Below are 11,828 nucleotides of genomic sequence, written 5' to 3'. Positions count from 1 at the left end.
GCCGCCGACCGGGCGGGGGCGGCAGCGGGTTCAGGGCACCAGCAGGCTGAGCACGATCCAGGCGACCGGGCCGGCGATCAGCAGCGAGTCCACCCGGTCCAGCAGGCCCCCGTGGCCGGGCATGAACCGGCCCATGTCCTTCAGTCCCAGGTCGCGCTTGAGCAGCGACTCGATCAGGTCGCCCACAGTGGCGGCCAGCACCACTGCCACGCCCAGCACCGCCCCCGCCCACACGGGGCCGTCGAGCATCAGCCCCACCGTCAGCGCGCCCGCGATCATGCAGGCGAGCACCGAGCCCGAGAAGCCCTCCCAGGTCTTGTTCGGGCTGATCACCGGCGCCATCTTGTGCCGGCCCATCAGGATCCCGGCGAAGTAGCCGCCGATGTCGCTGCTGATCGTGACGATGATGAACGCGATCAGCCGTTCCTGGCCGTCGCCGGGTGTGGCGATCAGCAGCTGCCAGGTCGCAAGGAGGAAGGGGATGTAGCCGAGGGCGAGCAGGCTCGCGGCGATGTCGCGGACATAGCCCTCGGCTCCGTCCCGCAGCCGCCACGCGAGCGCTCCGACGGCCGTCAGCGCCGTGGCGCCCACGAGCCACTCGGCGCCGCCGAAGTAGGCGCACACCTGCATGGCCGCGCCGCCCAGCGCCAGCGGCCACAGCGCGAGCCGCGCCCCGTGGGCGCCGAGTCCGCGGTTCTGCTCACGCAGGCAGATGAGCGTCGCGGCGGCGGTGATCGCCACGAACCCGGCCGAGAAGGGGTAGATCGACAGCAGGACGAGCGCGCCCAGGGCCACACCGCTGGCGATGGCCACCGGCAGGTTGCGGCCGGTGCGCACGGGCTCGCCGTCGGGCTTGTGCAGGACGAAGCGCTGACGGGCGTCGTCGGCGGCGTCGTCCTCGGGAGCGCCCCGTCCGCCCTCCTCCGGTACGCCGTCGCGGCTGCGCGCGGACGACCCCGCGGCGTCCCCGGCGTCCTCGGACGCGCCGGAATCGGCGGGCGGCGGGTCGGCTCTCCCGCGATCGTCGTCCTGCTCGGATCCGGGATCTATGAACGTCACGGGGGCTAGACCTCGAGCAGCTCGGATTCCTTGTGCCGGAGCAGCTCGTCGATCTCCGCGACGTACTTGTGCGTGATCTCCTCGAGCTCCTCCTGGCCGCGGTGGCCCTCGTCCTCACCGATCTCGCCGGCCTTGACGGACTTGTCGATCGAGTCCTTGGCGTGGCGCCGGATGTTGCGGATGGACACGCGGGCGTCCTCGGCCTTGCTGCGCACCACCTTGATGTACTCCTTGCGGCGCTCCTCCGAGAGCTCGGGGAAGACCACCCGGATGACGTTGCCGTCGTTGGAGGGGTTGACTCCCAGGTCGCTCTCGCGGATGGCCTTCTCGATCGCCTGCATCGAGGACTTGTCGAACGGGGACACGACCACCATGCGCGGTTCGGGAACCGCGAACGACGCGAGCTGGTTGATCGGGGTCTGGGCGCCGTAGTACTCGGCCGTGATCTTGTTGAACTGCGCCGGGCCGGGGCGGCCCGTGCGGATCGCGGCGAAGTCCTCCTTGGCGACCACGACGGCCTTTTCCATCTTCTCCTCGGCTTCGAGGAGTGTCTCTTCGGTCATTGCGGCTCCCGTGTGTCGCTTCAGTCCATCTGTCGGGCTGTCGGAGGTCGGCGCCGTGTCAGCTGTGGTCGGCCGGGCACACGATGGTGCCCATCTTCTCGCCCCGTACCGCACGGATGATGTTGCCCTCGCCCATCAGGTCGAAGACGACGATGGGCAGACCGTTGTCCATGCACAGGCTGACCGCTGTCGCGTCCATGACCTTCAGGCCGCGGGTCAGCACCTCGTTGTACTCCAGGCGGTCGAACTTGACCGCGTTGGGGTTGCGCTGCGGGTCGGAGTCGTAGACCCCGTCGACCTGGGTCCCCTTGAGCACAGCCTGCGCACCGATCTCCAGGGCCCGCTGAGCGGCCGTGGTGTCGGTGGAGAAGAACGGCGCGCCCAGGCCTGCGCCGAAGATCACGACGCGGCCCTTCTGCAGATGGCGGACCGCCCGGCGCGGGATGTAGGCCTCGGCGACCTGGCTCATGTGGATGGAGGTCTGGACACGGGTCTCGACCCCCTGGCGCTCCAGGAAGTCCTGCAGCGCCAGGCAGTTGATGACCGTGCCCAGCATCCCCATGTAGTCGGCCCGGCCGCGCTCCATGCCGCGTTCGGACATCGCGGCGCCGCGGAACATGTTGCCGCCGCCGACGACCACGGCGACCTCGATGCCCTCGGCCACCGCGGCCGCGATCGATTCGGCGAGGTACTCCACGACCGCGGCGTCGATACCGAGATCCTCACCGCCGGAGAACGCCTCACCGGACAGCTTCAGTACGACACGGTCCCAGCCGGAGTCGTGCATGTGCATGGCTGGGACCTCCGCGGCGGTATGGCCTTCGGTCTCCGACACGGCGCTCGGCCTCCTTCTGGTTCCCCCGAGTGGTTATGCGAATGCGGGGCGCCCGAGCGTCCGCCGGGCCGAGCCCCGCCTGATCCACCGAAGGTGCCGGGGCGCTGTGCACCCCGACACCTCCATCATGTCAAACGGACTAGGACTGGCCGACCTTCAAGCGCACGAAGCGGCGGACGGTGACGCCGGCTTCGTCGACGATCTGCTGGACCGTCTTCTTGTTGTCCTTGACGAACGGCTGGGCGAGCAGCGTCGCGTCCTTGAAGAAGCCGTTCACGCGGCCCTCGATGATCTTGGGCAGCGCCTGCTCGGGCTTGCCCTCCTCGCGGGCGGTCGCCTCGGCGATGCGGCGCTCGCTCTCGACGGTCTCTTCGGGGACGTCGTCCTTGCTCACGTAGCCGGGCGCGAGCGCGGCGATCTGCTGGGCGAGGTCCTTGCCGACCTCGGCGTCGGGCTTGTCCAGCTCGACGAGCACGCCCATGCTCGGGGGCAGGTCCGGGTCGGACTTGTGCAGGTAGCTGGCGACGTAGGCGCCTTCATACTTGGCGAAGCGGCGCAGCTCCAGCTTCTCGCCGATGACGGCGCTGTGCTCCTCGATGACGCTCTGCACGGTCTTGCCGTCGGAGAACTGGCTGTTGGCCAGGGCGGCGAGGTCCTCGACGTCGTTGGCGGCCACGAACTCGGCGACGTCGGCGGCCAGCTTCTGGAACTGGTCGTTCTTGGCGACGAAGTCCGTCTCGCAGCCCAGCTCGACGAGCACGGCGGAGGTGTCGCCGTCCTGCTGAAGGGCGACCAGCCCGTTGGTGGTGGTGCGCTCGGCGCGCTTGCCGACGGACTTGGCGCCCTTGACGCGCAGGAACTCGACGGCCTTGTCGAAGTCGCCGTCGCTGTCCTCCAGCGCCTTCTTGCAGTCCATCATGCCCGCGCCCGTAAGGTCGCGCAGTTTCTTCACATCGGCGGCGGTGTAGTTCGCCATGGCTGTTCTCTAATCCCCTTGGTATGGGTCGACGGGTCTCACAGGTCCCGAGCCGGACACGACCCGGGGAGGCTCCCCGCGCCCGGAGCGGCGCGGGGAGCCGACGATCACCTGAGGGGCGTCAGGCTTCCTTCGAGCCCTCGGCCTCAGCCGCGGGAGCCTCGGCGGCGGGGGCGGCCTCGGCGGGCTGCTCCGGCGCCGTCTCAGCGGCGGGCTGCTCCGGCGCGGCCTCAGCCGCGGGAGCCTCGGCGGCGGCAGCGGCCGGCGCCGGCGCGGCTTCGGCGGCCTCGGCGGCCGGCGCCGTGGCAGCGGCCTCGCCCTTCTCCAGCAGCTCGCGCTCCCACTCGGCCAGCGGCTCCTCGGGGGCCTTCTCGGCACCGGTGCCTGCGGAGGCGCCCGAGCGGGCGAGCAGGCCGTCGGCGACCGAGTCGGCGACCACACGGGTCAGCAGGCTGACGCTGCGGATGGCGTCGTCGTTGCCCGGGATCGGGTAGTCGACCTCGTCGGGGTCGCAGTTGGTGTCCAGGATCGCGACGACCGGAATGTTCAGCTTCCGCGCCTCGCTGATCGCGATGTGCTCCTTCTTGGTGTCCACGATCCACACCGCGCTGGGCACGCGGGCCATGTCGCGGATACCGCCGAGCGTGCGCTCCAGCTTGTCCTTCTCACGGCGCAGCCCCAGCAGCTCCTTCTTCGTCAGCCCCGAGGCGGCGACGTCGTCGAAGTCGATCTCCTCGAGCTCCTTGAGGCGCTGGAGCCGCTTGTGGACGGTGGAGAAGTTGGTGAGCATGCCGCCCAGCCAACGCTGGTTCACGTAGGGCATCCCGACACGACGGGCCTGCTCGTCGATGGCCTCCTGCGCCTGCTTCTTGGTGCCGACGAAGAGGATGGTGCCCCCGTGGGCCACCGTCTCCTTGACGAACTCGTAGGCGCGGTCGATGTAGGACAGCGACTTCTGCAGGTCGATGATGTAGATGCCGTTGCGCTCGGTGAAGATGAAGCGCTTCATCTTCGGGTTCCAGCGCCGCGTCTGGTGCCCGAAGTGCACACCGCTTTCCAGCAGCTGCCGGATGGTCACGACTGTGGCCATGACTCGGTCCTCCTAGTACGGCGGGTTCGTCCCGCCCCGGTTGTTCCTGACGCCCCGACCGCTCAGCCGCATCGCCCTCGGCGCTACGGACCGTAAGAGCGGCCCCCTCCCTGGGAAGGCACGGAAGCGTGCGTATTGGTCGGCTCGGTGAGCCTCCTGGAATTCTAGCCGCCCTCGGGGTGCGTCGGGGCCTATCGGCGGCCTTCGTGTGTGTCAAGGACCGCCGAGCGGCCGGGCCGCCATCCCATGCCCGGCTCGTGCTCGGGCGCGGGACGCGGATACGGGAGCGGCGCAGGGGCGCATCGCGCGCGTTCGTCCACAGGCCGCCCGTCCGCGTGGCCGGGCGGCGGCGGGCGGATCAGGATGAAGCCATGACGACGCACCGCTTGCGCTCCCACCGCCCGCTCCGCGCCTTGGCGTGCGCGCCGGCGGCACTCGTGCTCGCGGCCGCCCTCGGCGGCGCGCCCGCACGAGCGTGGGAGGGGCCGTGGCAGGCCCCGTTGGAGGGCCCCGTGCGCGTGCTGCGGCCGTTCGATCCGCCACCGGAACGCTGGCTTGCCGGTCACCGGGGCGTCGACCTGGCCGCCGAGCCAGGCGCCGAGGTGCGCGCCGCGGCGGCGGGCCGGGTCGCCTTCGCCGGGTCCGTGGCCGGAACCGGTGTGGTCAGCGTCTCCCACGGCGGCCTGCGCACCACCTACCTGCCGGTCGAGCCGCGCGTGGAGCGCGGCCGCCGCGTCGCGGCGGGCCAGGCGGTGGCGGCCGTGGCCGCGGTCCGGCCGCACTGCGGCGCGCGTCATTGCCTGCATTGGGGACTCCGGCGCGGCGACACCTACCTCGACCCGCTTGGGCTGCTGGGGACGGGCCGGGTGCGGCTGCTGCCGCTCACGACCGCGCGGTGATCCGGCGCTCGCCACGGCGGTCACGCCCTCGGGTGCGCCTGGTTGTAGGTCCGGGTCAGGCGCTCGATCGAGACGTGGGTGTAGATCTGGGTGCTCGACAGCGATGCGTGTCCGAGTATCTCCTGCACGCTGCGCAGGTCGGCTCCCCCGTCGAGCAGGTGGGTGGCCGCGCTGTGGCGCAGGCCGTGGGGAGCGGAGTCGGTGCCGTGCGCCCGCAGGTAGGCGTGCACGTCGCGGCGGGCCGAGCGGGTTCCCAGCCTCCCTCCGCGCGCGCCGAGGAACAGTGCGGGCCCGCCGGGTGGGGCGGTCAGATGCGGGCGGCCCTCCAGCAGCCAGGCGTCCAGCGCCTCAAGGGCGGGCGCGCCCACCGGCACCACCCGCTCCTTGCCGCCCTTGCCCTGGACACGCACGGTGCGGCGATCACGGTCGATGTCGTCGACGTCAAGCGCGCACAGCTCGGCCACGCGGATGCCGGTGGCGTAGAGGAGTTCGACCACGGCGCGGCCGCGCAGGCCCGCCGGGTCGGTGCCGGCGCCCGGCGGCCGGTCCTCGGCGAGCGCTGCGGCGGTCTCGCTCTGGCCGAGGACCTCGGGCAGCGACCGGTGCGCTCGCGGCGCCGCGAGCTGGGGGCCGGGATCGTGGGCGATGCGGCCGGTGCGGTACAGGAACGCCGTGAACACGCGGGCGGCCGCCACCCGCCGCGCCATGGTCGAGCGCCCGGCGCCCCGATCGTGCATTCGGGCCAGCCAGTCGCGCAGCGCCGCGAGGTCGAGGCCGCCGAGGCCGCGACCGGCCTCGTCGAGGTGGTCCAGCAGCGCGCGGGCGTCGCCGAGGTAGGCGCGCACGGTGTGCGGCGACCGGTCCACCGCCAGATGCCCGCGCAGGTCCTCCAGCAGCTCGCGCCGCTCGGCCGATTCGCCGCTCATCGCTCCCCCGCAGGGCGGTCGCGCGGAAGCCGCGCCACGGCGTCGACCTCGATCAGGAACCGGGGGTCCTCCAGCCCGCTGACCTCGACCAGGGTGCAGGCGGGGCGGGGCTCGTGGTCCAGATACGCGTCGGCGGCCCGGCGCACGTCCTCCAGATCGGCTGTGTGGCGCAGATAGCAGGTGAGTTTGACCAGATGGCGGACGTCGGTTCCGTGCTCGGCCAGCACCGCGCCGACATTGTGCAGGGCCTGCCGGGCCTGGGCTGCGGCGTCTCCGTCGGCGACCGTGCCGCCGGCGGCGATCGGCGCCTGCCCCGAGACGAACACCAGCGGGCCATCGGCCACGACGGCGTCGCTGCGACTCTGCGCCATGCGTCACCCCCTCGCCCGCTGCTGCACTCCGCCTTCGCCCAACGTGGAACACCCGGGGCCCTCGGTGCAAGCCCTTTCCCCGGCGTCGGCCCCCGTGAACCCCGCCGAGCGGGCCGCTTCGCCGGTCCCGCCGCATCACCGCCTCGCCTCCCCCGCCTCGGGGGCGCCTCCGCAGCGCCGAGGCGCTCCCCCGCACGAAGTTGTCCACAGCCCGCGAATCGGCCTGGAGCCCCGGATGCGGGCCGATCACGCTGGGAGTATGAGTTCCTCCCGCCGCTCAGTGCGCGCCGCCCCACGCCCTGGCCACGACACCGCCCCCGGCCTTTCGCCCGCCCGCGTGCGCCGCAGAGCCGAACTCGGCCTGAGGGGCGAGGAGGCGGCAGCGGCCTACCTGGTGCGCCGCGGTCTGCGCATCCTGGCGCGCAACTGGCGCTGCCCCGAGGGCGAGATCGACATCGTGGCCGGTCAGGGCGCCACCATCATCGTCGCCGAGGTCAAGACCCGCACCAGCCTGCGGTTCGGCTCACCGCTTGAGGCGGTCACCGCGACCAAGCGGCGGCGCCTGCGACGACTGGCGCGGCGCTGGGCCGCTGCTCACCGCGCCGGCGGCAGGCCGATGCGCATCGACGTGGTCTGCGTCCTGGTACTGCACGGCGACCGCGTGTTCGTCCGCCACCACCAGGGGGTGGCTTGATGGCGCTGGCCCGCACCCGCTCCATGGCGCTGATCGGCGTCGACGGGCACATCGTCGAGATCGAGGCCCACCTGGGAGACGGCCCCGCCGGCGTCACCATCGTCGGCCTGCCGGACACCGCCCTGCGCGAGGCCCGCGACCGCATCAGGGCCGCCGTGGTCAACTCCGGCGAGCAATGGCCTGAGGGGCACATAACGATCAGTCTGTCGCCGGCCAGCCTGCCCAAGCGCGGCAGCGGGTTCGATCTCGCGATCGCCGCCGCCGTGCTGGCGGCCGAAGGCGCCGCGCCCGCGATGCCGCTGCACAGCGCCGTGGTCATGGCCGAGCTCGGGCTCGACGGCCGCACGCGCGCGGTCAGCGGCGTGCTCCCCGCCGTACTCGCCGGGACACGTTGCGGGTGCAGGACGTTCGTCGTCGCCCGCGGCAACGCGGCCGAAGCGGGGCTGGTGCCCGGGGTCGAGGTGGTGGCGGTCTCCTCGTTGAGCGATCTCCTGGCGCGGTTGCGCGGCGAGCCCTCCTCCGAGCCCTTCGCCGAGGAGGACGGCTCGGCCCCGGCGCGCGACGATCCGGCCGACGCCGCCGACGCCCGCAAGCCCGACCTCGCCGACGTGCTGGGCCAACCCGTGGCCCGGCGCGCCGTGGAGGTCGCCGCGGCGGGCGGCCACAACCTGATGATGATCGGTCCGCCGGGCACCGGCAAGAGCCTGCTCGCCGAACGCCTTCCCACCGTGCTGCCGCAGCTGTCGTCGGAGGAATCCATCGAGGTGACCGCGGTCCACTCGGCGGCGGACATGCTGCCCGACCGCTCGCCGCTGATCGTCGATCCGCCGTTCTGCGCGCCCCACCACACGGCCACCCGTGCCGCCATCGTCGGCGGCGGCAGCACCCGGTTGCGCCCGGGATGCGTCTCCCTGGCGCACCGCGGTGCGCTGTTCCTCGACGAGGCCCCCGAGTTCGCGCGGGGCGTGCTCGACTCACTGCGCCAGCCGCTGGAGACCGGCGAGGTCACCGTCGCGCGCTCCGCGGCGACCGTGCGGTTCCCCGCCCGCTTCCTGCTCGTTCTGGCCGCCAACCCGTGCCCCTGCGGCAAGGCCGGCAACGCCTGCACCTGCTCCTCCACCCAGCGTCGCCGCTATCTCGCCCGGCTGTCCGGGCCCTTGCTGGACCGGGTCGACCTCAAGGTCGAACTGCTGCCCGTCGCCCACGCCGAACTGCTGGCCGACCGGGCCTATGCGGAGTCCTCGGCCACCGTCGCCGAGCGGGTCGCCAAGGCCCGCGGCCGCGCCACCGCGCGCCTGGCGGGCACACCGTGGAACACCAATGCGGCGGTTCCGGGCGCCGAGCTGCGCCGGCGCTTCCCCGTCGCGCCCGCGGCGATGCGCGTCCTCGCCACGGCCCTGGAACGCGGCGAGATCAGCGCACGCGGCCTCGACCGCTCCCTGCGGGTCTCCTGGACCCTCGCCGACTTGGCCGGCCGCCCCGAACCCACCACCGAAGACACCGCCTACGCCTACGCCCTGTGGACCGGCAGAGCGCAGTGACGTTCCGCCCGCATCGTCATCCCCACCGCCCCTCCGGCCCGGGTGCACATCCGCACGGACGCCGGAGTCCCGCTTGCCCTCACCCGCGAAGGGAGGAAGGCGGCGCCGCTGCCGACCCTCCGTCGGCCGCGACGCCGCCACGGCCATGACGCACCCCGACATCCCGCCGTCCCGGACCGAAGACGAGGAACCTCCGCCGGAGCCGCCCGCAGGGCCCTGCGGTTCGGCCGGCGACGACGCCACGGCCCGCGCCTGCCTGACCGCCGTCGCCGATCCCGGCGACCCCGCCATGGGAGCCCTTCTCGAGGAGTACGGCGCGGGAGTCGTCTGGCGGACACTGCGCGGCGGCGAGAGTCCGCCCGCGCCGACCGGTGCCCGCGCCGGCGCCGTCGCCCAGCGGGCCGCACGCTGGTGCGAGCGCGCGGCCCGGCTCGACGCCGACGCACTGCTGGCGGCGACCGTCGAACTCGGCTGCCGGCTGATCGTGCCGGGCGATCCCGGCTGGCCCACCCAGCTCGATCAGCTCGGGCGGCGCCGCCCCTACGCACTGTGGGTCCGCGGCGCCCACGACCTGCGGCACGCCTGCCTGCGCTCGGTGGCGATCGTGGGAGCGCGCGCGGCGACGGCCTACGGCCTGCACGTGGCGGCCGATCTCGCCTGGGGGCTGGGGCAGCGCTCGTGGGCGGTGGTCTCCGGCGGCGCCTACGGCATCGACTCCGCGGCACACCGCGGCGGCCTCGCCGCCGCGGCGCCGGGGGTGGCGGTCCTCGCCTGCGGTCTGGACCTCTCCTATCCCCGCGGGAACGAGGGCCTTTTCGCCGACATCGCCGCGCGCGGAGCGCTCGTCAGCGAGCACCCGCCCGGCGCTCCGCCCAGCAGGCACGGGTTCCTGGTGCGCAACCGCATCATCGCCGCGCTCACGCCCGGCACCGTGGTCGTCGAGGCGGGACTGCGCAGCGGGGCCCTCAACACCGCGCGCCACGGCCAGGAGCTGCACCGCGCCGTCATGGCCGTGCCGGGCCCGGTCACCTCGGCGCTGTCGGCGGGGTGCCATCGGCTGCTCCGCGACGGCGCCGCGGTCTGCGTCACCGATACCGACGACGTCGTCGAGCAGGTCGGCCGGATCGGTGCCGATCTGCGTGCCGGTGCGGGCGGCACCGCACTCGACCGCGACGCGCTCGACGACACGGCCCGCCGCGTGCTCGACGCGGTGCCCCGGCGCACCTGCTCCGGGACGGCCTCCGTCGCCGAGGCCGCCGGCGTCGGACTCGATACGGCTCTGAGCAGCCTGGGTCTACTCGCCGCCGGCGGATTCGTCGAACGCGGCGCCTCGGGCTGGCGCGCTCGCAACGGCCCGCGGCCCGCCCCGGGCAAGCTCCCAGGAGCGTGACGCGGCCGGCGGAGCGCATCGATCGGACCGGCACGCTCTGCTCCGGCGGCGGGACGCGCCGCCCGGCTTCACCGTGCGCGGCGCATCGCCCATCGCCCGACACGCGAACGCCGCCGGGTCGCGCTGTGACGCGCGGCCCGGCGGCGCAGGGGCTGTATCGGTTATTGGGGCCTGCCCGTTGCGGGGACCTCCAGATCGGACTTCGTGATCTCCTCGACGTTGACGTCCTTGAACGTCACCACGCGCACGTTCCGAACGAACCGGGCGGGGCGGTACATATCCCACACCCAGGCGTCCTCCATCGTGACCTCGAAGTACATCTCACCGTTCTCGGTGCTGCGGGGTTGCAGATCCACGTGGTTGGTGAGGTAGAACCGGCGCTCCGTCTCGACCACGTAGCTGAAGAGGCCGACGACGTCGCGGTACTCCCGATAGAGCTGCAGCTCCATCTCGGCCTCGTACTTCTCCAGGTCCTCAGAACTCATTTCGCGCTCGCTTTCGTCGTGCAGTCCCGGTTGAGCGGCCCGGCCCCCTTCGCCTATGGGGTCTCGCGGGAACGGGATCCCGCGTTGTGCAATCAACTCACAGAAACCATGATGCGCCACGTGTCAACCGTCCGGAAGCGGACCGCGCACACGCGGCGGTCGCGCGGACGCCCCGTCGGCGCCGCGCAGGCTCAAGCGCCGCCCGTGGCCTCGGCACCCGCGGGTTCCCCGGAACCCTGGGCGTCCTCGCTGTCGGGCTTCGCTGAGCCGTTCCCCTCGATCTGTTCGAAGGTCTCCGGCGCGGGCAGGGTGCTCCAGCGGTCGACGGGCCACACGATCAGCGACGCGCGCCCCACCACGTGGTCCATGGGCACCGCGCCCCCGCCCGGCTCTTCCTGGTGCGTGCGCGAGTCGTTGGAGGCGCCCCGGTGGTCGCCCATCACCCAGACATGGTCCTCGGGCACCGTCACCGGCCCGAACTCCCGCGGGTCCTCCAGGCTTCCGGGGAACAGATAGGGCTCGTTCAGGGGTTCACCGTTGACCGTGACCCGGTTCTGGGCGTCGCAGCACGCCACCGTGTCGCCGGGCACACCGATCACGCGCTTGATGTAGTCGCGGCCGTTGGGAGCGAGCCCGAACTGCTGGCCGACCCAGTTGAACGCGCGGGCCACCGGGTTGGCCGACGCGTCGGGTTCGGCCATGCTCGGCCCGGCGTCCCAGGACCCCTCGCCGTTGAACACGACGACCTCGCCGTGCTTGATCTCGCGTACCTGGTACACCAGCTTGTTGACGACCACCCGGTCGCCGACGAGCAGCGTGTTCTCCATCGACCCCGAGGGGATGAAGAACGGCTGAGCGATCCAGGTGCGGATGACGAAGGCCAAGACGAGCGCGATGGCGATGAGAAGGGGCAGTTCCTTCCAGAACGACCCCGACTTCTGCGCCTTCTCGTCCGTGCTCTCACCCTTGGCGTTCATCGAACCCCCGCTCTCGGCTTCG

The 11,828-nt window shown here is 72.7% G+C and carries 13 protein-coding genes; 4 read left to right on the top strand and 9 right to left on the bottom strand.

The annotated features are described in order from the left end of the window. Positions 1-30 precede the first annotated feature (30 nt). The 5 genes from LP52_RS16685 to rpsB form a co-directional block, all read right to left on the bottom strand. Positions 31-861: a phosphatidate cytidylyltransferase gene (locus tag LP52_RS16685; RefSeq protein WP_052809943.1), complete on the bottom strand. Its 831-nt coding sequence runs from the start codon at positions 859-861 to the stop codon at positions 31-33. A 203-nt stretch (positions 862-1,064) separates the two neighbouring features. Then, positions 1,065-1,622: a ribosome recycling factor gene (frr, locus tag LP52_RS16680; RefSeq protein WP_040274769.1), complete on the bottom strand. Its 558-nt coding sequence runs from the start codon at positions 1,620-1,622 to the stop codon at positions 1,065-1,067. Between the two features lie 58 nt (positions 1,623-1,680). Next, complete coding sequence (gene pyrH / locus LP52_RS16675; RefSeq protein ID WP_084723270.1) at positions 1,681-2,409, bottom strand: UMP kinase; 729 nt, start codon at positions 2,407-2,409, stop codon at positions 1,681-1,683. Between the two features lie 187 nt (positions 2,410-2,596). Further along, complete coding sequence (gene tsf, locus LP52_RS16670) at positions 2,597-3,433, bottom strand: translation elongation factor Ts (RefSeq protein ID WP_040274767.1); 837 nt, start codon at positions 3,431-3,433, stop codon at positions 2,597-2,599. Between the two features lie 121 nt (positions 3,434-3,554). Next, positions 3,555-4,523: a 30S ribosomal protein S2 gene (gene rpsB, locus LP52_RS16665; protein ID WP_040274766.1), complete on the bottom strand. Its 969-nt coding sequence runs from the start codon at positions 4,521-4,523 to the stop codon at positions 3,555-3,557. A 371-nt stretch (positions 4,524-4,894) separates the two neighbouring features. Here rpsB and LP52_RS16660 point away from each other — a divergent pair, with 371 nt between their 5' ends. After that, positions 4,895-5,422, top strand: coding sequence for a peptidoglycan DD-metalloendopeptidase family protein (locus LP52_RS16660; RefSeq protein WP_084723267.1), 528 nt, complete (start codon positions 4,895-4,897; stop codon positions 5,420-5,422). A 20-nt stretch (positions 5,423-5,442) separates the two neighbouring features. Here LP52_RS16660 and LP52_RS16655 read toward each other — a convergent pair whose 3' ends face one another. Both LP52_RS16655 and LP52_RS16650 read right to left on the bottom strand, forming a co-directional pair. Next, positions 5,443-6,348, bottom strand: a complete 906-nt coding sequence (locus LP52_RS16655) for a tyrosine recombinase XerC (RefSeq protein WP_040274765.1) — start codon at positions 6,346-6,348, stop codon at positions 5,443-5,445. After that, a complete protein-coding gene (locus LP52_RS16650; RefSeq protein WP_040274764.1) occupies positions 6,345-6,719 on the bottom strand; it encodes a RidA family protein in 375 nt (124 codons plus the stop codon). Before LP52_RS16650 ends, LP52_RS16655 begins: the two co-directional genes overlap by 4 nt. Positions 6,720-7,056: 337 nt before the next feature. Here LP52_RS16650 and LP52_RS16645 point away from each other — a divergent pair, with 337 nt between their 5' ends. The 3 genes from LP52_RS16645 (at position 7,057) to dprA (ending at position 10,344) form a co-directional block, all read left to right on the top strand. Then, positions 7,057-7,413: a YraN family protein gene (locus LP52_RS16645; protein WP_040274762.1), complete on the top strand. Its 357-nt coding sequence runs from the start codon at positions 7,057-7,059 to the stop codon at positions 7,411-7,413. After that, the gene (locus tag LP52_RS16640) at positions 7,413-8,954 is read left to right on the top strand and encodes a YifB family Mg chelatase-like AAA ATPase (protein WP_040274760.1); all 1,542 of its coding nucleotides are present in this window, start codon (positions 7,413-7,415) and stop codon (positions 8,952-8,954) included. The genes LP52_RS16645 and LP52_RS16640 overlap by 1 nt, the downstream gene beginning before the upstream one ends. 145 nt (positions 8,955-9,099) lie before the next feature. Next, a complete protein-coding gene (gene dprA / locus LP52_RS16635; protein ID WP_084723265.1) occupies positions 9,100-10,344 on the top strand; it encodes a DNA-processing protein DprA in 1,245 nt (414 codons plus the stop codon). A 161-nt stretch (positions 10,345-10,505) separates the two neighbouring features. On the opposite strand, the gene LP52_RS16630 is transcribed toward dprA, so the two are convergent. Together LP52_RS16630 and lepB are read right to left on the bottom strand one after the other, a co-directional pair. Further along, the gene (locus LP52_RS16630; protein ID WP_040274759.1) at positions 10,506-10,829 is read right to left on the bottom strand and encodes a DUF2469 domain-containing protein; all 324 of its coding nucleotides are present in this window, start codon (positions 10,827-10,829) and stop codon (positions 10,506-10,508) included. 191 nt (positions 10,830-11,020) lie between these two features. Then, positions 11,021-11,806, bottom strand: coding sequence for a signal peptidase I (gene lepB, locus LP52_RS16625; protein WP_084723264.1), 786 nt, complete (start codon positions 11,804-11,806; stop codon positions 11,021-11,023). Positions 11,807-11,828: the final 22 nt, after the last annotated feature.

Source organism: Streptomonospora alba, from assembly GCF_000826685.1.
In the GTDB taxonomy this organism is placed as follows: Bacteria; Actinomycetota; Actinomycetes; order Streptosporangiales; family Streptosporangiaceae; genus Streptomonospora; species Streptomonospora alba.
Note: the sequence above shows the minus strand (reverse complement) of the source record. Positions and strands in the feature narration are given on the sequence as shown.